This window comes from Niveispirillum cyanobacteriorum (assembly GCF_002868735.1).
Taxonomy (GTDB): Bacteria; Pseudomonadota; Alphaproteobacteria; order Azospirillales; family Azospirillaceae; genus Niveispirillum; species Niveispirillum cyanobacteriorum.
Window position 1 is genome coordinate 2,646,672 of record NZ_CP025611.1, and the last position, 23,203, is coordinate 2,669,874.

Annotated in this window: 22 protein-coding genes; 14 read left to right on the plus strand and 8 right to left on the minus strand. The window is 65.8% G+C overall.

Features of this window, described 5'->3' with window-relative positions; all coding sequences use genetic code 11:
• Window positions 1-19: 19 nt before the first annotated feature.
• From C0V82_RS12300 to C0V82_RS12335, 8 genes are all read left to right on the plus strand, one after another.
• Window positions 20-742 carry a heme ABC transporter permease gene (locus C0V82_RS12300; protein ID WP_102112601.1) on the plus strand — a complete coding sequence of 241 codons (723 nt, stop codon included), beginning with the start codon at window positions 20-22 and terminating at the stop codon, window positions 740-742.
• A gap of 4 nt (window positions 743-746) precedes the next feature.
• Complete coding sequence (gene ccmD, locus C0V82_RS12305) at window positions 747-953, plus strand: heme exporter protein CcmD (protein WP_102112602.1); 207 nt, start codon at window positions 747-749, stop codon at window positions 951-953.
• Window positions 953-1,420, plus strand: a complete 468-nt coding sequence (gene ccmE / locus C0V82_RS12310; protein ID WP_102113403.1) for a cytochrome c maturation protein CcmE — start codon at window positions 953-955, stop codon at window positions 1,418-1,420. The genes ccmD and ccmE overlap by 1 nt, the downstream gene beginning before the upstream one ends.
• Before the next feature lie 44 nt (window positions 1,421-1,464).
• Window positions 1,465-3,453 (plus strand): heme lyase CcmF/NrfE family subunit, encoded by a 1,989-nt coding sequence (locus tag C0V82_RS12315; RefSeq protein ID WP_102112603.1) that lies wholly within the window; start codon window positions 1,465-1,467, stop codon window positions 3,451-3,453.
• Window positions 3,454-3,463: 10 nt separating this feature from the next.
• Entirely contained in the window at window positions 3,464-4,009 is a 546-nt protein-coding gene (locus tag C0V82_RS12320; RefSeq protein ID WP_102112604.1) for a DsbE family thiol:disulfide interchange protein, read from the plus strand.
• Window positions 4,010-4,017: 8 nt separating this feature from the next.
• Window positions 4,018-4,605 (plus strand): cytochrome c-type biogenesis protein, encoded by a 588-nt coding sequence (locus tag C0V82_RS12325; RefSeq protein WP_102113404.1) that lies wholly within the window; start codon window positions 4,018-4,020, stop codon window positions 4,603-4,605.
• Window positions 4,602-6,017: a c-type cytochrome biogenesis protein CcmI gene (gene ccmI / locus C0V82_RS12330; RefSeq protein WP_102112605.1), complete on the plus strand. Its 1,416-nt coding sequence runs from the start codon at window positions 4,602-4,604 to the stop codon at window positions 6,015-6,017. Before C0V82_RS12325 ends, ccmI begins: the two co-directional genes overlap by 4 nt.
• A gap of 186 nt (window positions 6,018-6,203) precedes the next feature.
• The gene (locus tag C0V82_RS12335) at window positions 6,204-7,346 is read left to right on the plus strand and encodes a winged helix DNA-binding domain-containing protein (protein ID WP_158659893.1); all 1,143 of its coding nucleotides are present in this window, start codon (window positions 6,204-6,206) and stop codon (window positions 7,344-7,346) included.
• A gap of 94 nt (window positions 7,347-7,440) precedes the next feature.
• Here C0V82_RS12335 and C0V82_RS12340 read toward each other — a convergent pair whose 3' ends face one another.
• From C0V82_RS12340 to C0V82_RS12360, 5 genes are all read right to left on the minus strand, one after another.
• Window positions 7,441-9,081 (minus strand): phosphoenolpyruvate carboxykinase, encoded by a 1,641-nt coding sequence (locus C0V82_RS12340; protein WP_188595149.1) that lies wholly within the window; start codon window positions 9,079-9,081, stop codon window positions 7,441-7,443.
• A gap of 161 nt (window positions 9,082-9,242) precedes the next feature.
• On the minus strand, window positions 9,243-10,232 hold the full coding sequence (locus tag C0V82_RS27795; RefSeq protein WP_102112608.1) for a hypothetical protein: 990 nt from the start codon (window positions 10,230-10,232) through the stop codon (window positions 9,243-9,245).
• A gap of 70 nt (window positions 10,233-10,302) precedes the next feature.
• Window positions 10,303-11,379 carry a S41 family peptidase gene (locus tag C0V82_RS12350; RefSeq protein WP_158659894.1) on the minus strand — a complete coding sequence of 359 codons (1,077 nt, stop codon included), beginning with the start codon at window positions 11,377-11,379 and terminating at the stop codon, window positions 10,303-10,305.
• Between the two features lie 151 nt (window positions 11,380-11,530).
• A complete protein-coding gene (locus C0V82_RS12355; protein WP_102112610.1) occupies window positions 11,531-12,928 on the minus strand; it encodes a serine hydrolase domain-containing protein in 1,398 nt (465 codons plus the stop codon).
• Between the two features lie 121 nt (window positions 12,929-13,049).
• On the minus strand, window positions 13,050-13,817 hold the full coding sequence (locus tag C0V82_RS12360; RefSeq protein WP_102112611.1) for a HugZ family pyridoxamine 5'-phosphate oxidase: 768 nt from the start codon (window positions 13,815-13,817) through the stop codon (window positions 13,050-13,052).
• Between the two features lie 264 nt (window positions 13,818-14,081).
• Between C0V82_RS12360 and C0V82_RS12365 the strand changes: the two genes are divergently transcribed.
• Window positions 14,082-14,780 (plus strand): response regulator transcription factor, encoded by a 699-nt coding sequence (locus C0V82_RS12365; protein WP_054167965.1) that lies wholly within the window; start codon window positions 14,082-14,084, stop codon window positions 14,778-14,780.
• A 121-nt stretch (window positions 14,781-14,901) separates the two neighbouring features.
• Window positions 14,902-16,638, plus strand: coding sequence for a stimulus-sensing domain-containing protein (locus tag C0V82_RS12370; RefSeq protein ID WP_245924082.1), 1,737 nt, complete (start codon window positions 14,902-14,904; stop codon window positions 16,636-16,638).
• A gap of 9 nt (window positions 16,639-16,647) precedes the next feature.
• Here C0V82_RS12370 and C0V82_RS12375 read toward each other — a convergent pair whose 3' ends face one another.
• Window positions 16,648-17,412, minus strand: coding sequence for an ABC transporter ATP-binding protein (locus tag C0V82_RS12375; RefSeq protein ID WP_102112613.1), 765 nt, complete (start codon window positions 17,410-17,412; stop codon window positions 16,648-16,650).
• An 88-nt stretch (window positions 17,413-17,500) separates the two neighbouring features.
• On the opposite strand from C0V82_RS12375, the gene C0V82_RS12380 reads away from it, so the two are divergent.
• The 4 genes from C0V82_RS12380 (at window position 17,501) to rfaE1 (ending at window position 22,014) form a co-directional block, all read left to right on the plus strand.
• Window positions 17,501-18,829, plus strand: coding sequence for an ActS/PrrB/RegB family redox-sensitive histidine kinase (locus C0V82_RS12380; protein WP_102112614.1), 1,329 nt, complete (start codon window positions 17,501-17,503; stop codon window positions 18,827-18,829).
• Window positions 18,830-18,881: 52 nt separating this feature from the next.
• Window positions 18,882-19,463 (plus strand): ActR/PrrA/RegA family redox response regulator transcription factor, encoded by a 582-nt coding sequence (locus C0V82_RS12385; RefSeq protein ID WP_082372285.1) that lies wholly within the window; start codon window positions 18,882-18,884, stop codon window positions 19,461-19,463.
• A 156-nt stretch (window positions 19,464-19,619) separates the two neighbouring features.
• On the plus strand, window positions 19,620-20,495 hold the full coding sequence (locus tag C0V82_RS12395; RefSeq protein WP_158659895.1) for a calcium-binding protein: 876 nt from the start codon (window positions 19,620-19,622) through the stop codon (window positions 20,493-20,495).
• Between the two features lie 67 nt (window positions 20,496-20,562).
• Window positions 20,563-22,014, plus strand: coding sequence for a D-glycero-beta-D-manno-heptose-7-phosphate kinase (gene rfaE1 / locus C0V82_RS12400; protein WP_102112617.1), 1,452 nt, complete (start codon window positions 20,563-20,565; stop codon window positions 22,012-22,014).
• 12 nt (window positions 22,015-22,026) lie between these two features.
• Here the strand turns inward: rfaE1 and C0V82_RS12405 are convergent, their stop codons facing one another.
• Both C0V82_RS12405 and C0V82_RS12410 read right to left on the minus strand, forming a co-directional pair.
• On the minus strand, window positions 22,027-22,245 hold the full coding sequence (locus tag C0V82_RS12405) for a DUF1150 family protein (protein WP_054167962.1): 219 nt from the start codon (window positions 22,243-22,245) through the stop codon (window positions 22,027-22,029).
• Window positions 22,246-22,411: 166 nt separating this feature from the next.
• Window positions 22,412-22,882 carry an Hsp20 family protein gene (locus C0V82_RS12410; protein ID WP_054167961.1) on the minus strand — a complete coding sequence of 157 codons (471 nt, stop codon included), beginning with the start codon at window positions 22,880-22,882 and terminating at the stop codon, window positions 22,412-22,414.
• Between the last annotated feature and the right edge of the window lie 321 nt (window positions 22,883-23,203).

Below are 23,203 nucleotides of genomic sequence, written 5' to 3' on the forward strand. Positions count from 1 at the left end.
ATGCTACATAGGGACCATCATGCATCGTTTCGCCAATCCCGCCCGTTTCCTGCGCCTGGCTACCCTGATCCTGCCCTGGGTCTCGGTCCTGTCCGCCATCCTGTTTACCGCCGGATTGTATCTGGCGCTGTTCGTCAGTCCGGAGGACTACCAGCAGGGCGACACCGTGCGCATCATGTATGTGCATGTGCCTGCCGCCTGGATGGCCATGTTCACGTACAGTTCCATGGCGGTCGCGGCGGCCTGCGCGCTGGTCTGGCGCCATCCGCTGGCAGAGGTTTATTCAAAGGCTGCGGCCCCGCTCGGTGCGGGCTTCACCCTGCTGTGTCTGGTTACCGGCAGCCTGTGGGGGGAACCCATGTGGGGCACCTGGTGGGTGTGGGACGCGCGCCTGACCTCTGTCCTGATCCTGTTCTTCCTGTATCTGGGCTATATGGCGCTGGTCGATGCCTTTGATGATCCGCAGCGCGGGCACCGGGCGGGGGCGATCCTGCTGCTGGTCGGCGCCATCAATGTGCCCATCATCAAATTCTCCGTCGACTGGTGGAACACGCTGCATCAGCCGGCATCGGTGCTGCGCATGGATGGGCCTGCCATCCATGGCGACATGCTGTGGCCGCTGTTGATCCTGGCGCTGGCCTTCAAGACCTATTTCGCAGCGACCGTCATTCTGCGGATGCGGGCCGAACTGGCGGAACGCAAGATCCAGACCCTGCGTCTGACCCAGGCCGGGGGGGTGTGACAGGATGGCCGACTTTTTCCACATGGGCGGATACGCCATCTATGTCTGGTCCAGCTATGGCCTGGCGCTGCTGGTCCTGGTGGGCCTGCTGCTGGCCAGCCTGGGCACCCTGCGCCGCAAGGAACGCCTGCTGCGCAGCCTGGAACAGACATTGCCGCGCCGTCGCCGCCGGGCCGGCGCCGGTGACGCGGGTGGGGAGGAAACGCCATGATGACGCGCAAGAAGCGCCGTCTGTATATGTTGTTGCTGGCACTCGCCGGCCTGGGCACCGCCACGGCCCTGACCCTGACCGCGTTCGAGGAGAATGTGGCCTTCTTCTTCTCCCCTACCGATCTGGTGACCAAGCCGCCGGGTGACAAGCGGCTGCGGGTTGGCGGGCTGGTCGAAGGCGGGTCGGTGGTGAAGGTCGATGACGGTGTCTCCACCCGCTTCACCATCACCGATACCGCCCATTCCGTGACCATCACCACCGACCGCCCCCTGCCGGACCTGTTCCGCGAGGGCCAAGGCGTACTGGTCGAAGGGCGGCTGGGCAGCGACGGCGTCTTCGTGGCGTCTGAAGTGCTGGCCAAGCACGATGAGAAATACATGCCCAAGGAAGTGGCCGACGCCCTGAAGGCATCGGGCCAGTTCAAGCCGGAATTGCCAGGCAAGCCGGTTTATGAAGCGGGGAAGTAACTGACCTTTGGTCAGATTTTTTGCGGTCAAGCAGCGAGACGGACATGATCCCCGAGATCGGACATTACGCCCTGGTTCTGGCCCTGCTGCTGGCGGTGGCGCAGTCGGTGATGCCCTTGGTCGGGGCGGCCCGGCGGGATGTGGCCTGGATGGAGACAGGGCGGATGGCGGCGTTCGCGCAGCTGGCCGCCATCACCATCTCGTTCGCGGCCCTGATGCAGGCGCATGTCGTTTCCGACTTCTCCGTCCTGAATGTGGTGAATAACAGCCACAGCCTGAAGCCCATGCTGTACAAGGTGGCGGGCGTCTGGGGGAACCATGAGGGTTCCATGCTGCTCTGGGTCTTCATGCTGGCTTTGTTCGGTGCGGCGGTAGCCGGGTTCGGGCGCAATATCCCACCGACGCTGAAGGCCCGTGTGCTGGGCGTACAGGGCTTGATCGGGGTCGGGTTCCTGCTGTTCATCCTGGTCACCAGCAATCCGTTTGCCCGCGTCTACCCGGCGCCGTTCGACGGCAATGACCTTAACCCGCTGTTGCAGGACCCGGGCCTGGCCTTCCATCCGCCCTTCCTCTATCTGGGCTATGTCGGTTTCTCGGTCGCCTTCAGTTTCGCCGTTGGCGCCTTGATTGAGGGGCGGGTTGATCCCGCCTGGGGGCGCTGGGTGCGGCCCTGGACGTTGGTGGCCTGGACCTCGCTGACCATGGGCATCGCCATGGGGTCCTGGTGGGCCTATTACGAGCTGGGTTGGGGCGGCTGGTGGATGTGGGACCCGGTGGAAAACGCGTCCCTGATGCCCTGGCTGGCCGGGACCGCCCTGCTGCATTCCGCCATCGTGGTGGAAAAGCGCGACGCGTTGAAGACCTGGACCATCCTGTTGGCCATCCTCACCTTCTCCCTGTCGCTGTTGGGCACCTTCCTGGTGCGCTCTGGCGTGCTGACGTCGGTTCATGCCTTTGCCGTTGATCCGCAGCGCGGGGTGGCGGTGCTGGGTCTGCTGATCCTGGCGACGGGCGGCGGGCTGCTGCTGTTCGCGCTGCGGGCGCACGCGCTGAAGATCGGCGGGCTGTTCGCGCCGCTGAGCCGGGAAGGCGCGTTGGTGCTGAACAATCTGCTGCTGTCGGTATCGGCGGCGGTGGTGTTGATCGGGACCCTGATGCCGCTGCTGCTGGATGCGTTCGGGCACAAGATCTCGGTGGGCGCGCCGTACTATAATTTCATTACGCCGTTTCTGACCATCCCGCTGATCCTGGTGATGGCGCTGGGCCCGTTCATGCCGTGGAAGCGGGCGGATCTGCCGGGTGTGCTGTCGCGGATGTGGGTGGTGGCGCTACTGACCCTGGCGTCGGTGATGCTGGCCTTGTGGCTGGCAGGCGTGAAGCCGGTGATGGCGCTGGTTGGCATCGCCATGGCGGCCTGGGCCGGGTTCGGTGCCATCTGGGAAGTGGCGGAGCGCGTGAAGCTGTTCCGGGTGCCGCTGGCCGACAGCCTGTCCCGCGCCAGGGGCCTGCCGCTGGGTGCCTGGGGCACGGCGGTGGCCCATGCCGGCATGGGCATCGCCATTGCCGGCATGGTGGGCACCACCTTCTGGCTGGCCGAGGATGTGCGGGTGATGAAGCTCGGCGACAAGGCCAGCATCGCTGGCTACGAGCTGGTGCTGGACAAGGTCGAGGACCTGAATATCGCCAATTACCGCACGGAAATGGGCCATTTCAGCGTCAGCCGCGACGGTCGCCAGATTGCCAACCTGACGGCGGAGCGCCGCTGGTATCCGGTGGCCAAGATGCAGACCACGGAAGCGGCCATCCATACCACCTTCTATTCTGATCTTTATGTGGTGTTGGGGGAGGAGAATCCCGGCGGCGGCGGCTGGGTAGTCCGGCTGTACCACCATCCGCTGGTGCCCTGGATCTGGATCGGGTCGCTGGTCATGGTGCTGGGCGGCTGTCTCAGCCTGTCTGACCGGCGGTTGCGGGTGGGGGTTCCGTCCCGCCGCGCGGCCCCTGTCACTCCCGCCCTGCAACCCGCCGAATAAGAGCATCAGCATGAGCGCCGTTACCCGTCACCGCCTGCTGCTGCTGCTGCCGCTGGCTGTCTTTCTGATCCTGGGCGGTTATTTCGCACTGGGCCTGACCCGCGACCCGTCGATCCTGCCCTCCATGCTGATCGACAAGCCGGCGCCGGTCTTCGCCTTGCCGGGCCTGTCGGAGGGGGAGAAGGGCCTGTCCAAGGCCGACCTGACGGGCAAGGTGCAATTGATCAATGTCTTTGCCAGCTGGTGCGCGCCCTGCCGCGTGGAACACCCGCTGCTGATGCGGCTGGCCAATGAGCAGGGCGTGACCATCCACGCCATCAATTACAAGGACAAGCCGGACGCCGCGAAGGCCTTCCTGGCGCAGATGGGCAACCCGTACACCTCTATCGGTGCCGACAAGGATGGCCGGGTGGCCATCGATTTCGGCGTCTATGGCGTGCCGGAAACCTATGTCATCGACCGCCAGGGCCGGGTGCGTTACCGCCATGTCGGGCCGCTGATGCCGTTCGACGTGGACGAAAAGATTCTGCCGATGATCCGGGAGCTGTCGAAATGAGGGATTATATGCGTTCCCTCAGGCGCCGGGCGGGCGCATTCGCGCCCTTGGCTTACGGCGCACGGGCGCCGGGCCGGCAGTCGCCGGCCTATGCCGTTGGCCGTTTTTGGCCGTCGGCATGGATCGCGTCCACGCTCCTCGCTGCCACCCTCGTCCTTCCCGCCCTGGCGGTCATGCCGGATGAGAAACTGGCCGATCCCGTGATGGAGGCCCGCGCGCGGGAGATTTCCAAGGAACTGCGCTGTCTGGTCTGTCAGAACCAGTCCATTGATGACAGCAATGCCGATCTGGCCCGCGACCTGCGCGTGCTGGTGCGCGAACGGCTGGTGGCCGGGGACAGCAACGAACAGGTCCTGGCCTATGTCCATGACCGCTATGGTGATTTCGTGCTGCTGCGCCCGCCGGTGACGGGTTACACGGCGCTGCTGTGGGGGGGGCCGTTCGCCCTGCTGCTGCTGGCCGGGTTCGGCACCGCCCTTTACATGCGTCAGCGCCGTCGGGATGTGGAAACCACGCCGGCCCCTGCCCTGACGGCGGAGGAAGAGGCGCGGCTGGCCGCTTTATTGAATGATGACAAGCCGGGGGTTGGGCGATGATCGGTTTCTGGCTGGTCGCGGCCGCCCTGACGGCGCTGGCCCTGCTGCCCCTGCTGCGCACCCTGCTGCGCCCCCCGCCGCCGCTGGAAGGGGCGGCGGAGTTTGCGCGCGGCGTTTATGCTGCACAGGTGGCGGAGATTGAGCGCGACCTGAAACGGGGCATCTTGTCGGACGATCAGGCCCGCGCCGCCCGGGCCGAGGTGGGGCGTCGCCTGCTGTCCGTCGCGGATGAGGCGTCGGCGGCCACCAAGGCGAGCGGCAGCGCCAAGCCCGCGCAGCGTACGGCCCTGGTGGTGACCTTGCTGCTGCCGCTGGCGGCGCTTGGCGTCTATCTGCCACTGGGTCAGCCCAACCTGCCAGCCGTGCCCTTCGCGACCCGCCCGCCAGAGGCCCCGGTGCCGCCGCAGGTGATGGAGGCGGTGGCCAAGCTGGAAGCGGGGTTGAAGGAAAATCCCGACGATGTCGGTGCCTGGGGCCTGCTGGCCCAGACCTATGGCGCCATGAGCCGGCCCATCGATGCTGTTAATGCATGGCGTCAGGTCCTGCGCCTGTCGCCCGGTAATGGCAGTGTGCAAGGTGCCCTGGCCGAGGCCCTGACCGTCGCCGCCGATGGTGTGGTGGGGGAAGAGGCGGTGCGCCTTTTCACCGAGGCGGTGGCCGCCGATCCCATGGATGCGCGCGCCCGTTACTATCTGGGTATGGCGCGTATCCAGGCGGGTGACATTCGCGGTGCGTTGGACCGCTGGACCGCCCTGGTCGCCGACAGCCCCGCTGATGCGCCCTGGCTGCCCACGGTCCGTGGGCGCATCCATGATGCAGCGACCCAGGTTGGCCTGGACCCCATCGCGATCACCCCGTCGCCCAAGCCCGCCAGTGCCCCGCCGCCGCCCGCCATGGGTCAGGCAGGTGGCCAAGGTGGTGCCGCACCCGCTCTGTCGCCCGAACAGATGCAGGCCATGGCGGGGATGAGCCAGCAGGACCAGCAGGCCACCATCAACAGCATGGTGGATGGGCTGCAGGCCAAGCTGAAAGACAATCCCGGCGATGCCGATGGCTGGATGCGGCTGGCACGCGCGCGGGAGGTGCAGGGCAATCTGGATGCCGCGCGAGACGCGCTGCGCGGGGCGGTGAAGGCCGATCCCAAGCGGTTGCAGGCTTGGCTGGACCTGTCGCGCCTGACGGCCCCCGACGATGCGCAGACCCAGGGCAGTGTGGAATTCCTGGACGCCATGGCCAAGGTGCTGGACCTGGCCCCCGACAACCCGCAGGCACTCTATTACCTGGGTCAGCAGGCGGCGAATGAAAGCAAGAATGACCGGGCGCGCGAGCTGTGGACACGGCTGCTGAAACAGCTTCCCGCCGACGCGCCGCAGCGGCCGGAACTGCAACGGCGCATGGATAGCCTTAAATAAGGTCTGTTCCCCTATTGTTCTTGAGGTGCATCTGGAGCATCCTGCGGTGTCGTTTTCCAGTTCCTCAAGCGCCGGCGCCGCATCCGCGGCTTGGCTTGACGCGGCATGTGCCGCGCGGCGGCAGTCGCCGCCGGAGCGGTTTCCGGTCAACGGAAAACCGCTCTATCGATCCGACCCGCAGGACCCATGATGACCGCGATTACACTGCCGCAGGCGCTTTCCTTCCGGTTGGACCGTCAGCACCTGACCAACCCAGCGGCAGACGCTCTGGTCGCGGCGCGCACCCTGATCGGGGCACAGGCTCAGGTTCATTCCGCCGCCATCCTGCAATTGCGGGCGCGCAGCGCGGCGGGGGCGGCGGATGGCGATATCGACCGTGCGCTGTATCACGATCGCAGCCTGGTGAAGCTCTGGGCACAGCGATCGACCCTGCACCTGATGCCAAGCGACGATCTGCCCATGATCCTGGGCCTGCGCCGGGAATATGTCGCGGGTTACCATAATTGGTACGCCAAGGAAGGGTTGAGCCTGGATCAGGTCGATACACTGGTCGCGGCGGTGGTGCAGGCGCTGGAACAGGGTGCCCATAGCCGCATGGACCTGTCGCGCCGTCTAGTGCCGGAATTGGGCGAATGGGCGCGACCCATGCTGGAACATAGCTGGGGTGGGATTATCAAGCTGGCCTGTGCGCTGGGCCATGTCTGCCATGGGCCGGCGGAGAAGGCGGATGGTGAAGGCGCCCGCGAGGCCCTGTTCGTGCACCTGGCGCAATGGTTGGGCCGTGTCCTCGTGGTGCCGGACGCACGCACGGCCATGGCTGATCTGGCCCGCCGCTACCTCGCCGTCTATGGCCCCGCCACGCCGGCGGATTTCAAGAAATTCGTGGGTTTCTATGCGGGACCGGCGCAGCAGGCCTTTGCCGATCTGGGCGGCGAGATCGTGCCGGTAACGCTGGGCGCCAAGAAGGCCTATGTGCTGGAACGTGATCTGGCGGACCTGATGGCGGCGGAACCGGTGGAGCGCCAGATCAGTGTGCTGGGCCTGTTCGATCCTTACCTCCTGGCCCATGTCGATACGGGCCAGTATCTGGAGGACCGGTTCCGGCCCGCCGTCTACCGCGTTGCCGGCTGGATCAGCCCCGTGATCCTGCGCCAGGGCCGGGTGGTGGCCACCTGGACGCACAAAACCGTGGCAGGACCAAAGGGCAAGGGCGCATGGGCGGTGCAGGTCACACCGCTGGAACGGGTTTATAAGAAGGAACTTCCCGCCATCACGCGGGGGCTGAAGCGGCTATCGGGTGGGGTGCCGGTGGAAGTGACGGGGGTTTGATGGGCCGACGCCAAGCCACAAAAAAGGCCGGAGGACGGTGCCCCCGGCCTTGATCGCCCCGCCCCGGTCATCGGCGGGAGGATGGACGGTCTGTTTACGCGGCGGTACGGATACCGGCGCGCACGACCTTTTCGTCCACCTGGTCGGCGAACTGGGTGAAGTTGGCCTCAAACCGGCGGGCCACTTCGTTGGCTGTGGCATCAAACGCCGACTTGTCGGCCCAGGCGTTGCGCGGCAGCAGCACATCCGCCGGCACGCCCTCACACCCTTCCGGCACGGCCAGACCGAAATTCGGTTCCGGCTTGTGGCTAACCGTGGCCAGCTTGCCCGACAGGGCGGCATTCACCAGGGCGCGGGTGTGGCCGATCTTCATGCGGCTGCCAGTGCCATAGGCGCCACCCGTCCAGCCGGTATTGACCAGCCAGCAATTGGCGCCATGGGTCTTGATCTTTTCGCCCAGCAGCTTGGCATAGACGGTGGGATGGCGCGGCATGAAGGGGGCGCCGAAGCAGGTGCTGAACGTCGCCTGCGGCTCCGTCACGCCCTTTTCCGTGCCGGCCACGCGGGCCGTGTAACCGGACAGGAAATGGTACATGGCCTGTTCGGAGGACAGTTTGGAAATGGGCGGCAGCACGCCGAACGCATCCGCCGTCAGCATGATGATGTTCAGCGGCTGACCACCCAGGCCGGTGTCCGATGCGTTGGGAATGAAGTCGATGGGGTAGGAGGCGCGGGTGTTTTCCGTCAGGCTGGCATCATCCAGGTCCAGTTCCCGGCTCTGCGGGTCCATGACAACATTTTCCAGGACCGTGCCGAAACGGCGGGTGGTCTCGAAAATCTCCGGCTCGGCCTCTGCCGACAGGCGGATGACCTTGGCATAGCAGCCGCCTTCGAAATTGAAGACGCCACGGTCCGACCAGCCATGCTCGTCATCGCCGATCAGGGTGCGGGAGCTGTCAGCCGACAGGGTGGTCTTGCCGGTACCCGACAGGCCGAAGAAGATGGCCGTATCTCCCGCAGCCCCGATATTGGCCGAGCAATGCATAGGCAGCACGCCCTGGGCCGGCAGCAGGAAATTCAGGATGGAGAAGATCGACTTCTTGATTTCGCCGGCATAGGAGGTGCCGCCGATCAGGACCAGCCGGCGCTTGAAATTGATCACCACGAACACGTCGGAGCGTGTGCCGTCCCGTTCCGGCACGGCCCGGAAATCGGGCGCCTGGAGGACGGTGAAGGCCGGTTCAAACGCCATACGGTCCTTCAGGGCCGGGCGGATGAACATGTTCTGGGCGAACAGATTGTGCCAGGCATGCTGGGTCACGATGCGCACGGGCAGGCGGTAGGCAGCATCGGCCCCGGCATAGAGATCCTGTACGAAGACTTCGCGGTCCTGGAGGAAGGCCGTGACGCGGGCATGCAGCCGGTCGAACGCCTCTTCGGTGAAGGGCTTGTTGGGACCCCACCAGATATCGTCGGCGGTGGTCTCTTCCTTCACTGTGAACTTGTCGTTGGGCGACCGGCCCGTGTGCTGGCCCGTGATGGCGACCAGGGCGCCGTCCTTGGACAGCTTGGCCTCGCCACGGCGCAGGGCCTGTTCGTACAGCGCACCGACGCTCAGGTTCCAGTGGGCGGCCTTCAGATTGGTCAGGCCCAGATAATCCAGACCGTAACTGCTGATAACGGGACCGGTATGTTCCACGTTAGGTTTCTCCCTCTCCAGTATCGACTTGGGCATGCCGTCCCCTTTTGGCGGGGATCGCCCTCGGTAGTGCCGGAAAGGTCGCTACGGGGCATTTTATGTAACGGCGCCGATAGCATTACCGTTCCTGACCCCCATGCGCAAGCCCAAGGCCCCCGCGACAGACATGCACGCGGGGCAGGACGCAGAGGGTGGGCTCAGCGCAGACGGGGGTGCTCAACCCCCAAGGCGGGGCAGGCGCGGGCGAGCTTACCCGTTGATTGTGCGGACATTATCGCCTCTGCCAGGGCGGCAGAGCTGCGCCGGATGGTGGCGCCACGGGACGGGTCCGCGCGGTCGATGGCCTTGGCCGCTTCATCCTGGAAATCCGGTAGTGCCTCTAATGGCGTTTCACCGGCATTCACCCGATCCAGCAGCCGCGCGATGCTGCCGGCATAAAGATCATTGACCGTGTCCGGGCCCATCGGGTCCCCGGCCAGGGCGGCCAGTTCCTCGCGCGCGGCGGCGGCATCGCTGATGTAATTGTCGCGGAACCGGTCGCATGCCTCCACCAGCCGGTCCTTCTCCAACCGCAGATGGATGGTGGTAGAGGGGGAGCAGGCATTGCACAGCGGGGGATAGGCCTCAAACCGGGTCAGGAACCCGGTCAGGACGATGTCGGGCGACGACCCCGTCACCTCCCGCAGCGCAATATCCGGGTCGGGCGGGGTCAGCATCACCAGCTTGCCGCCCGTCAGCAGCAGGGGCACCAGCATTTCGCACCCCATGCAGGATCCGCCCGTCGCCGCCTCGATCAGCAGCAGCGGGCCCCATTGTGTAGCTACGACAGCATCTTCAGACGGGCTGACGAAACGCTGAACGGGCGGCAGGTCCAGGCTGGTGACAGGTTTGGGGGCGGCCTTGCCCGTGCGGTGATAAAGGCTGATACGTGTAGAAACCCCGCCCTCCGGCTCCGCCGCCGGGTCCAGGCAGGGCCGCCAGCCCACCACCACCCACTCTCCCCCTTTGGCCGCCGCCGACCGCCCCACCCCGGTCAGGGCCAGGGTGGGCTCGGCAATCCCCTCTGCCGCCAGGGCCGCCGCCATCTCCGTCACCTCCGCCGACTGGCATTCCGCCCCAGGGCGGGCAAAGGCGGCGGGGCAGAGGAGGCTGAAGGTCAGGACGGCGAGCAGGAGGGGGAGGCGCATGATGCGGCGGGTCCGGTTGTGGAGCTTCTCCCTTGTGCACCATCACGCCCCACTTTGCGAGGGGGGGGCCTCAGGCGGGATGGGCCCCCGCCTTGCCCGCCAGCTCCAGCGCCTTGGCCAGTGCATCATCGGCAGGCGTTTCCACATCCGGGGCCACGCCCTGGCCCTCCCAGCCCCAGTCATTATCGGGGTTGTAGGTGCGGCCCACGGGGATGAAGGCGCCGAAACGCTCACCCACCGGTTCGACCCCGCCATAATGGCCTGCACCCGCCGTCTTTTCCCCTACCAGGGTGGCGCGCTTGGTACGCTTGAATGCCAGGGCCAGATGTTCGGCGGCGGATGCGCTGCGCCGGGAGGTCAGGTAGTAGACGGGCACGGATTGCAGGCGCATTTCCGACAGGTCGGGGGTGACCGTGTGGTCCTGCCGCACAATGCCGTCGGGGGCGACGCGGTTGACCAGAGAGGCGAAGGGCGGCATGCCGCGCGCAAAGGCCGAGGCGCGGGTATCCATGCGGACCAGAGTGGTTGGCTGCGCATAGAGCAGGGGCAGGATGGCATCCATCTCCGCCAACCCACCACCCCGGTGTGGGCGGGCATCGATGATCACGGCCTTGGCCTTGCCGGCATTGTCCAGCAGGAAGCCTCGCGCCCGGGCGATCATCCCCTCGTCCCCCATAAAGGCGTTGAAACGCAGATAGGCGACATCGCCGATCATCTTTGTCTCTTCCAGACCTGGCGGGCCGCTTGCCTTCGTGCTGGCCGGCGCGTCGGGGGCCGGTCTGCGCGGGGCGCGGCTGGCGAAAACCTCCTGCGGGGCCAGACGCAGATGGCCATCCTTGGCCACAGCCTGCAGGTCGGCGGTGACCCTTTCCCCAAAGGCGACAGGGTCGGTCAGGTCGGCATAGGCATCGGCTTCTGCCTTCTGACGCAGCAGTGTGGCGTAACGGCTGCCGATATCGGGAAAGACGAAGTTGTTCTCCAGACTGTCGGCCAGATCGCGCAGCACGGCCTGACGTTCCGTCCTGTCCATGGCCTTCACCGGTGCCGTCGCCTGTGCGCTGTCCGGTGCCGTCTGGGCCAGGGCGGGCAGGGTCAGGGCGCTGGTGGCGGCCAGGGCGAGGGCGAGGAAATGGCGGCGCTGCATCATGGGGCTTTCTCCGGTCCGGTGCCTTGTGGCATGGGACGGGTCAAAGCATCCGGCGTGCCAGGGCATAAGCATCTGTAATCGCGCACTTTTCATGATAGCAGGCACTGTCCGTTTCTGAACGTATGTCCGAAATCGGACAGTGCCTGTCCGGTCAGGGCAGCAGCGGCGTGCTGTCGCTGGCCGGGCGCATCAGGTCGACCTGACCTGCGGCATTCAGGCTGAACAGCCAGACCATGGACTGGTGCTGGAACTGCACCCGATAGCGGCGACGGTCGCCACCGTCGGGCGTGGTGGCCTTTTCCATCAGGCGGATGGATCGGACGGGGCCGGCAGCGGTCAACAGGGCGCTGCCAAAATCATTGAAGAAGCCTTGCATGCCATTGCCCGCCTCTTCGGTGAAGCCGGTCTTGTCCATGGTGCCCCTGGCGGCACTGTCCAGGGCATGGCGCAGCCGTTCGGCCATTTCCGGCCGGTCATCGGGCAGCATCCGGGCGCGGTCGGGCATATAGCGGGCGGCCACCCCATCGGCCAGCATCGGATAGAGCCAGCGCTGATTGGTCATAACCATGATGGTCAGCCGGTCGTCGGGAAGGCGCAGGATATCGGCCAGGGCCGGCCCGCCGCTGTGCCCCACGGCCACATGGCCCAGCAGGTCACGTTTGGTCCAGCCGATGGCGAAATCACCCGGCTTGCCAATGCTGAAGGGGGGCACCATCCACAGGCGCTGCCACGTGGCGGCGGGCAGGGCGTCGCCCTTGTCGATGGCCTGGGCAAAGCGGACCAGATCATTCAGGCTGGTCAGCAGGCCGCCGGCGGCATAACCGGCGGGCGTATAGCCGAAATCATCGCGGGCCTGCCGACCGTCCCGGAAGACATGGATGCCCGCGGCCCGGTCTGTCCAGGTCCCGTTCGTCTCCGTGGAAAAGCCGCTTTCCACCATGCCCAGCGGGGTTAGCGCCCAGGTGCGCAGGGCAGCCGGGAACGGTTCGCCCGACAGTTTTTCGATCAGAGCCTGCAGAACCACGAAATCGGTGAAGCCATAGCGTGACCGGCTGCCCGGTTCATAGGCCAGCGGGGTCTTCATGGCCGCCGCCACGATATCGGCGGTGGTGGCGTCGGGCCCCAGGCCCAACCGATCCTCCAGCCCCGAAGAGTGGGTGGCCAGCTGCCGGATGGTGATACGCGACCAGCTGTCGGGTGCGTCGGGGAAATGGCGGCGCAGATCGTCATCCAGTGACAGCTTGCCCGCCTGTTCCAGCCGGCCCAACGCCACACCGGTCAGCATTTTTGTAGCCGATGCGATCTGGAACGTGTGGCTGGGTTCCAGGTTGGTGCGGGCAAAGGCGTCGGCGACGCCATAGGTCGCCATTTTTTCGACCTTGCCGTCCCGCACCACGGCCAGCGCAACGCCCGGTGTGTGGGTACGCTGCATAAAGCCCAGAATGTAATCATCCACCCCATCGGCCAGGGCGGCGGGAACGATCAGGCTGGCGGCGGTGGCCAGCAGCAGGGCAAGGCGGCGGAAGGGGCGGCGGGCGGGCAAGGACATGGGTCACGACGGGGAACAGGTTGCGCTGTTCCCAGCATGCGGAATGATGCGCCTGTGTGAAAGCTTCCAGGCAGGGCTGACGGGACCAATCCGGTGGCGCGATGCGGAACCTGCCGTGATGTCAGCCGATATTCCGCGCCCGTGCCACCAGCCGCACCAGTTCCGCCCGTGCCATGTCGGCGTCCCGGATGCGGGTGGCAAAGGGCAGGCGGGTGGTCAGGGGGCCGGTGGACAGGTCGCAGCCATCGGGATCGATCCCAGTCAAGCGCCAATCGCCCGCCGGCTGGTCCAGAAGCCGGGTGGCATAAAGGGCCAATGCGTCGGCATGGTCCTGGTTCATATGGGCCACGATATCGTCGTGATGGGGTGCCAGATCCCGCCAATCGGCGGGCGGCAGACGCAACAGGTCGGGTTCCAGGCTGTGGATGCGTCCGAAGCCGGCCACCATATGGCCCCGCTTCGCTGTCACCCGCCACAGGGCGAAATCGCGAAATCCGGCATAGGCGCTTGCCGACGGGTGGCGGGCGATGAACCGTTCCAGCAGCATGGGGTCGGCCGCCCGTTCGGCCACGCCCTGCACCGACAGGCGCGGCCCGGTCAGGCGGTCGGCGTGGCCCACCGTGGCGTCGAACAGCAGACCGCAGCGGCCATCCGCCTCCAGATTGCGGGTATGTTCGGCCAGACGGGAGATCAGCAGCAGGGGGCTGGCATCCAGGTCGAACGCCACCAGCACCAGGGATGGGCTGGGCCAACCCTCCATCCCGCCTTCCATGCCGGGCCGCGACAAGGTGGCCAGCGTCGCCAATGTGGCCCCGCGCATCAGGCTGCGGGCGGCGAAGCCGATGTCATCAGGCCTATCCAGTGGCTCTTTGTCTTCACCAACCGCCATAAGACAACCCTTTCTATTCTTATTCCCTCAGCGCCGGGCGCCGCCGTCCGGCGGCTTGGCTGCACGCGACCATGGGGTCGCGGGTCGGCAGTCGCCGACCTGCCAATGGTCAGACACGCTCACCATTCGTCCTAAGGCCGTTCTATGTCGTCACGACACTTCCCCGCGCCGCATTGATGACATATTGAAAGGGCAGTTGGATTTGGCAAAGCCGGTCCTTCGGAAGTAATACCGAAGAGAGCGCCTGCAGGTTGGAGAAGAAGCGTGTCCCAAGTGATCGCCCTGGTCGATGACGACCGCAACATCCTGACGTCCGTGTCCATCGCGCTGGAAGCCGAGGGCTATGAGGTTCGCACCTATGGCGACGGTGATGAGGCGCTGCGCGGCATCACCTCCCGACCTGTCGACATGGCCGTGCTGGACATCAAGATGCCGCGCATGGACGGGATGGAACTTTTGCAGCGCCTGCGCCAGACCACGCAGATGCCCATCATCTTCCTGACCTCCAAGGATGATGAGACGGACGAGCTGCAGGGCCTGCGCATGGGGGCCGACGACTACATCAAGAAGCCGTTCAGCCAGCGCCTGCTGATCGAGCGCATCAAGACCCTGCTGCGCCGCACTGAGCTGGCGCAGGGCAAGGGCACGGCCCCCGATCCGGGCCAGACCCTGGTGCGCGGCGAACTGGTACTGGACGGTGCCCGCCATCTCTGCACCTGGAAGGGTAAGGAGATCGACCTGACGGTCACCGAATTCCTGCTGGTCAAGGCGCTGGCCATCCGTCCCGGCCATGTGAAGAACCGCGATCAACTGATGGATGCCGCCTATGGCGAGCATATCTATGTCGATGACCGCACCATCGACAGCCACATCAAGCGTCTGCGTAAGAAGTTCAAGGTCGTGGACGACGATTTCCAGCAGATCGAGACGCTATACGGCGTCGGTTACAAGTATAAAGAGTAGAGCGCCCTCAGGCGCCGGGCGCCGCCATTCGGCGGCTTGGCTTACGCGCCACGTGGCGCGGGCCGCCGGTCGGCGGCCTCCAGCGGTCAGGAAGTGACCGCTGGTTATGGAGCGAGGTTACATGTTGGAACGCCCGTTCGGCGACAGGGCCGGCGGCGGGAAGGCAGCGGCGGAAACGCCCGCCCGCCGGCGGGTGCGGCATTTCTCGCCCCTGACGCTGCGTATCCTGGCCGTCAATATGCTGGCGCTGGCCATCCTGCTGGGGGGCCTGCTCTACCTGTCCACCTATCAGCAATGGCTGATCGACAAGGAACTGTCGGCCCTGTCGACGGAGGCGAAGATATTCGCCGGTGCCTTGGGCGAAGGCGCTATGCAGCCCGCGACGGACGAGTTCAACGAACCCACCAACCAGCTTTCCTATGAGCTGGCGCGGCAGATGGTGCGGCGTCTGGTGGAAACCACCGACACCCGTACCCGCCTGTTTGCGCCCAATGGCGAACTGATCGCCGACAGCCGCGTGCTGGGCGGGCCGAAGGGGACGGTACAGATCGAAGAGCTGCCACCGCTGCGCGACGGCAACCGTCTGACCGAGATCGGCATCGCTATCTACGATTACATCGTCAATGCCGTGCCGGAGCGGGAGCATCTGCCCGCATATCCCAACGAGAAGGACCTGACGGCGGAGAATTACCCCGACGTCATGAAGGCGCTGTCAGGCGAGGTGGGCAGCAATATCTGGCGCATCGGCCGTGCCGACGGGCGCTCGGACATGGTGCTGACCGTGGCCGTGCCGGTTCAGCGCTATAAGAAGGTGCTGGGGGCCGTCTATATCTCGCGCGGGGGCGCGGCGGTGGACGTGGCCGTGCGGGAATTCCGCATGGATATCCTGCGCCTGTTTGCCATTACCCTGGGCGTGACGGTGCTGCTGTCCTTCTATCTGGCGGGTACCATCGCCCGACCCATCCGCCGTCTGGCCCAGGCCGCCGACGAGGTGCGCCATGGCCATGGCCGCCAGGTCACCATCCCCGATTTTTCCCGCCGCCGGGACGAGGTGGGGGACCTGTCGGTCAGCCTGCGGGAGATGACGGACGCCATCTGGAACCGCATGGACGCGATCGAGCGCTTTGCCGCCGATGTGGCGCATGAAATCAAGAACCCGCTGACCAGCATGCGCAGTGCGGTTGAAACCGTGCAGCGCGTGAAGACCGATGAACAGCGTCAGCGGCTTCTGTCCATCATCCATCACGATGTCCAGCGTCTGGACCGGCTGATCAGCGATATTTCCAACGCCAGCCGCCTGGATGCCGAACTGTCGCGCGCGCGCGCCGAACCGGCGGATGTGGGCCAGATGCTGACCATGCTGGCCAATATCCATGACGCCACCCTGGGTAACGCCGAAGCCCTGCGTGAAGCGGCGGCAGAGGCGGGCGGTGACGTGGCCGACGCGCCGGCCCCGGTGCGGGTGGAGGTCGAGATGCCCAACACCCGAACCGGCCTGGTCGTGCCAGGGCTGGAAGGTCGTCTGACCCAGGTGTTCCAGAACCTGCTGTCGAACGCCCTGTCCTTTTCCCCGCCGGGCGGGGTGGTGCGGTTCAAGGTGCGGTCCCTGCCCGACCGGGTCGAGATCACCTGCGAGGATCAGGGACCGGGCATTCCGGAGGGCAAGCTGGACGCGATCTTCGACCGGTTCTACAGCGAACGGCCCAAATCGGAAGCGTTTGGCAAACATTCCGGTCTGGGCCTGTCGATCTCCAAACAGATCATCGACGCCCACCAGGGCCGCATCTTCGCCGATAATATCAAGGGTGCGGATGGCGCGGTTCAGGGCGCGCGGTTCACGGTGGTGCTGCCCCGGTAAGGCTGACGGTTACTCCGCCGCCTGCCGACGGTCGCGGGCAATGTCGAGGAACACTTCCTCCAGATTGTCGCGGCCATAGCGGGACAGAAGATCGGCGGGCGTGCCCCGGTCCACGATGCGCCCACCCTTCATCATCAAGACGCCATCGCACATCCGCTCCACCTCCGCCATGTTATGGCTGGCCAGCAGGATGGTGGCGCCGGTGCGGGCGCGGTACTGTTCCAGGAAGCCGCGCACCCAATCGGCGGTGTCGGGGTCAAGGCTGGCGGTTGGTTCGTCCAGCAGCAGCAGCTCCGGATCGTTCAGCAGCGCCTTGGCTAACGCCACGCGCGTCTTCTGCCCCGCCGACAGGTTGCCCGACGGACGGTTCAGGATAGCGGTGAGGTCCAGCTCTTCCGCCATGCGGGCGATCCGGTCCTTGAGATGCGTCAGACCATAGAGATGGCCATAGACGGTCAGGTTCTCCCGCACGGTCAGTCGGTGGGGCAGATCGACATAGGGACTGGAGAAATTCATGCGCGGCAGGGCGCTGTAGCGTGCCGTCAGCATGTCATGTCCTAGAACCCGCACCGTGCCCGATGTCGGCAGCAAAAGGCCGAGCAGGATGGAGATGGTGGTGGTCTTGCCAGCGCCATTGCCGCCCAGCAACGCCACCGTGCCACCAGCCGGCACGGTGAAGCTGATGCCGTGCAGCGCCGTATGCGCATCGAACTTCTTGGTCAGTGCGTCGACGTCAATGGCGGCAACAGCGGCTTGGGCGACATCCAATGGCATAGGAACAGCTTATGGTCTTTCGAATGGGGTGGAACTAGATTGCCAGGGCTCCATTTGGGCATGGCAGGCATGAGCATGGGATATAGGGATGAGCGAGGCAATCACCAATAGCGCCAGTACGATTCAAGGTGGACGTTCCGGCCCGGCCCTTGCCGCCGCAGAGGGGCGGGTCAGTGCCCGCACCCTGATCACCATCCGCTGGATCGCAGTGGCCGGGCAGTTCGCGACCCTGACCACGGTCATGGCACTGTTCGAATTCGAACTGGCGCTGGCCCATGCCCTGGCGGGGGTGGCGGTGTCGGTGCTGGTCAATCTCTATGCCGCGCGCCGGGTGGCGGCGCACCCGTTCCTGGATGACCGGGAGGCCGCACTGTATCTGGCCTATGACATGGTGCAGCTCACCGTGCTGCTGTATCTGACGGGCGGTCTCGACAATCCCTTTGCGGTCCTGATGCTGGCGCCGCTGACGGTTGCGGCCAGCACGCTGGGCCGGGCGGCGGTGATCCTGTTGGCGGTATTGGCCGTCTGCTGCTTCACGGGTCTGGCCCTGGTCGCCATGCCACTGCCCTGGCCGGGGGTGGAACCGGCGGGCCTGCCGCCGCTGTACCGGTTCGGGGTCTGGGCGGCATTGACCCTCTCGGCGGGATTTATCGCGGCCTACCTTTATCAGGTGGCGGACGGGGCGCGGCGCCTGTCAGGGGCGCTCAATGCCAGCCAGGATGCCCTGGCGCGGGCACAGCGGGCCTCGGCCGTCGGTGCCCTGGCGGCGGCGGCGGCGCATGAGCTGGGCAGCCCGCTGGGCACCATCGCCGTGGTTGCCAAGGAGCTGGCCCGCGATATCCCGCCCGACAGCCCCATTGCCGAGGATGTGGCCCTGCTGCAAAGCCAGGTGGCGCGTTGCCGCGACATCCTGGCCGAACTGTCGCGCCGGCCGGGCGACACGGGCGGCGCGGAGCCGATTGTGCCCCTGGCCGCCTTGATCGAGACGACGGCGGCACCCTATGTTCGCCACGGCATCGAACTGAAGATCGACACCGTGGCAGAGCCGGAGGATGGCGCGCCGCAGGTGCAGTCGGTGCCGGAAATGGTGCATGGGCTGGCCAATATCCTTCAGAACGCCATGCAGTTCGCCAGCGAACGGGTGACGGTGACGGCGGACTGGACCGCTCCTGGCCTGACCCTGACGGTACAGGATGACGGGCCGGGCTATCCCGCCACCGTCGTCGGGCGTCTGGGGGAACCCTATGTCAGCGGGCGCAACCCGGCAGCACGGGAGGCGGCGGGCAATATGGGCCTGGGCCTTTTCATCGCGCAGACCCTGCTGGAGCGGTCGGGCGCGTCCGTTCGCTACATGAATGGCAGGGCTGGCGGGGCCGTGGTGGTCATTCGCTGGAAACATCCTACATTCACCGTGTAGAAAGCTTTGTGATCTAAAAAGAACGCCCAATCAAAGAAGGGACCCCGGAACCATGACGGATGCGGCGCTGGAAGCCGGCGAACAGCCGAAATTGACCTTCACGGGCGATGCCTCGCGCTCGCTGCTGATCGTGGATGATGATGCGCCCTTCCGCACACGGCTGGCCCGCGCCATGGAACGGCGCGGCTTCGATGTAGTCGCTGTCGACAGCGTCAATCTGGGGATCGAGGTGGCGCATGAAAGTGCGCCGCGTTTCGCCGTGGTCGATCTGCGACTGGGCGACGGGTCGGGTCTGGATGTGGTCAAGGCCCTGCGCGATGCACGGCCGGAGGCCCGCGTGGTTGTGCTGACCGGGTACGGCAATATCGCCACCGCCGTCGCCGCGGTGAAGTTCGGTGCCGTCGATTACCTGCCCAAGCCCGCCGACGCCGATGCGGTGGAAGCAGCGCTGCTGACCGATGGCCCCCTGCCGCCGCCGCCGGAAAGCCCGATGTCCGCCGACCGCGTCCGTTGGGAACATATCCAGCGTGTGTTCGAACAGTGCGACCGCAATGTCTCCGAAACCGCCCGCCGGCTGAAGATGCACCGCCGCACCTTGCAGCGCATCCTGAACAAGCACGCGCCCAAGGCCTGAACCTAACAGGCTCTACGGACAGGCGGGTCACAGCCGCCAGTCACCCCTTGATCACAGGCCCGCCGCGGACCCGTTCCCGGCGGGCCTTGTTATGTTCGCAGCCGGCGTGGCTGCCAACCGCCGCTCCGGCGCGATACCAAACCGACGGAGCCGATCATGCCCAACACCAACGCTTCCGATAATGCCCTGTTCCGCGCCTGGAACAGCGCCCGTGATCCCGTGATTGAGGGGACCGATGGCGACGACCTGCTGCTGGGAACCGCGTCCAGCGATATCCTGATCGGTCGGGCGGGCAATGACACACTGGCCGGTGGCGACGGATTCGATGTCATGAGCGGGGGGCCGGGCGATGACTGGCTGCATGGCGCCGCCGGTGTCGATGTTGCCATCTATGGCGGGTCGCGTGCCGACTATGATTTCACGGTCGTTGGCGGTACCGTGACAGAGGTGACGGACCTGCGCGATGGGTCGCCCGACGGTTTCGACCGGCTGACCGGGACCGAAACCGTGATTTTTGGGCGGGAGACGGTGTTCGGATCGTTCCTGTCCACTGACCGTGCCGACGGGCCGCAGGCCGCACCCGCTGCCATGGGTCTGACAGTCGCCGTCGCTGCCTCCACCGCCGGCACCGGCTGGCTGGTCGATCAGGCCTTCTATCTGGAACAGAATGCTGACGTGGCGGCGGCGGTGCAGGCGGGGCAGTTCGTGAATGCTCAGGCGCACTGGGAAACCTACGGCCAGTTCGAAGGAAGGGCACCCAACGCCCTGTTCAATGCTGGCTATTACCTGTCCACAAACGCGGACCTCAAGGCGGCCTTTGGTGCTGATGCCTCGGCGGCGCTGACCCACTGGCTGACCTATGGTCTGCGGGAAGGGCGCGATGCCAGCCCCCTGTTCGACAGCGAGGCCTATCTGGCGGCCAATCAGGATGTCGCGGCGGCCAACATGCCGGCGGTGGAACATTACATGCTGTATGGCTATGTGGAGGGCCGTGCCGCGCTGGCCGACATGGCCTGGTTCGGCCTGGTTTGAAGCACTGGCGGCGGGGACGGGTCACGCGCTATCCTGCCGGTCCCATTCCCGCCGCCCCCCGTGCTTTATGACCGACCTTCACAGCCTGATCGACGCGCTTGCCGGTTCCCGCATCCTGGTGGTGGGGGATATCATGCTGGACCGGTTCACCCGGGGCCGCGTGGACCGTGTGTCACCGGAAGCGCCGATCCCCGTGCTGCGCGTTCTGAATGAGGCCACGATGCCGGGCGGCGCTGGCAATGTCGCGGCCAATCTGGCCGCCCTGGGGGCCAGGACACAGCTTGTATCGGTGGTCGGCGATGATGCGGCGGGCCGGGAATTGTCGGCCCTGGTCGCAGATCTGCTGGGGGGGGCTGACGGCATCCTGACCGTGGCGGGCCGCCCCACCACCACCAAGACCCGCTTCATCGCGGGCGGGCAGCAATTACTGCGCGCCGATGCCGAGACCGATGCGCCGCTGCCCGATGCCGATGGTGCCCGCCTGCTGGCACTGGTGGCCGAACGGCTGCCCGATGCCGGTATCCTGGTCCTGTCCGATTATGGCAAGGGCGTGCTGACGCCCGATCTTACGGCATCCATGATCGAACTGGCCCATGCCGCCGGCGTGCGGGTGCTGGTCGATCCCAAGGGGCGCGACTATCGCCGCTATCGCGGGGCCTTCTGCATCACCCCCAATGCCGGCGAACTGGCCGAGGCGACGGGCATGCCGGCGCGCGACGATGCCGGTGTCATCGCAGCCAGCCGCGCCCTGCTGGCCGATTGCGGCATCGGCGCCGTGGTCGCAACACGCAGTGAGCAGGGGATGAGCGTGGTGCCCGCCGACGGGCCCGTCATCCATCTGCGGGCCCAGGCGCGAGAGGTGTTCGATGTCTCGGGCGCGGGCGACACTGTTGTCGCCGTGCTGGCAGCCGCCATCGCGTCGGGGGCCGGTCTGGCGGATGCCGCCATGCTGGCCAATATCGCCGCTGGCATCGTGGTGGCCAAGGTCGGCACGGCAACGGTGCGGCCGTCCGAATTGCGTGATGGGGCCGGCCTGACCTTGGCCACGGGGCAGGGGGGCAAGCGGGTCACGCTGGACCGTGCCGTCGAACACGCAGAACGCTGGCACCGGCAGGGCCTGCGCGTCGGCTTCACCAATGGCTGTTTTGACCTGCTGCATCCGGGCCATGTCAGCCTGATCGCGCAGGCGCGGGCCGCCTGTGACCGGCTGGTGCTGGGCCTGAACAGCGACGAAAGCGTGCGCCGCCTGAAAGGCCCGACACGGCCTGTGCAGAACGAGACCTCGCGCGCCACCGTCCTGTCGGCGCTGGGCGATGTCGATCTGGTGGTGGTTTTCGGGGAGGATACGCCGCTGGATCTGATCCGCGCGCTGCGCCCCGATGTGCTGGTCAAGGGGGCCGATTATACCGTGGATACGGTGGTCGGGGCCAAGGAAGTGCAAGGCTGGGGCGGGCGTGTGGTGCTGGCCGAACTGACCGAGGGGCAGAGCACCACCGGCACCATCGCCCGGATGAAATAAAAGACCCGCCGGTTACTGCAAACTCAGCGGCTCCATATCGTGCTGGCGCACGGTGGCGAAGGCCACGTCCTGGCGTTCGACAAAGGTCAGGATGGTGCCGTCGGCGGCGTGGATGGCGTAACCCGGCTTGCCCTCATTCTGGGTCGGCTTGACATAGGCAAGATCATTCACGCCGAAGGCGGCGAAATCCTTGGGGCTCAACCGGCGTAGATACTGAATGGTCGGATTCATGTCCCCGCAAACTCCACGTCAATTCCCTGCTTGCGTGCGGCAGGGCCAAAAGGATGGGCGCCCCCTCATTTAGGCGACCAACCGTTGAAATATGGTTTACGGATTGTGACATCGTCCATTTTGCGCACAGAGGCGGATGGCCGATGTCTCCTTGTTCAACCCAGGCTCAACCCCGGCGGTCGGGGGAGACGTCGATCGTGTGCGGGGCGTCGCCATTGCCATTGTCGCCCTTGCCAATCTTGATTGTGCGCACCTTTGGCTCCGGAATGGGGCGGCGCAGATCGACATTCAGCAGGCCGTTATCCATGTTGCAGCCCACAACCTCGATCCCTTCGGCCAGGACGAAACTGCGCTGGAACTGCCGGGCGGCGATGCCGCGATGCAGATAGATGCGGTTTTTGTCGTCGGCCTGCTTGCCCCGGATGACAAGCTGGTTGTCCTCCATCTGCACCTGCAGATCATCGGGCGTGAAGCCGGCCACGGCCAGGGTGATGCGCAGCCCGTCAGGGCCGGTCTGTTCGATATTGTAGGGCGGGTAACCTTCGTTCGCGTTCTTGGCGATACGGTCCAGCGTGCGTTCAAACTGGTCAAAACCCAGAAGAAACGGACTGTTGAACAAGGAAAGGCGGGTGGTCACGTCAGGTCCCCTCATGATCGAGCTGGGCCGGGGTTGCTGCCCCGTCACCCCGGCGGCCCAGATAGGCACCGCCGATGGTGTGGTTACGTATAAATGGGTATTGCACCCCAACGGTCAAGACAAGTCCCCACACCGCCCCAGTCAATCCCCAGAATCTGTGGATAAGTCTGTGAACGGCGCCGGAGTCGCCCCCCTGTTTACGCGCATGGTTCCGGGTGCGATTAAAAAATGGGCAGAGTCAGGACAAGACTTTTCAGGTGCCGGGTGCCATGTCCAGCCATGCCCGGTGACAGCGCCTAGACCGAAAGGGGCAGGAGCGGG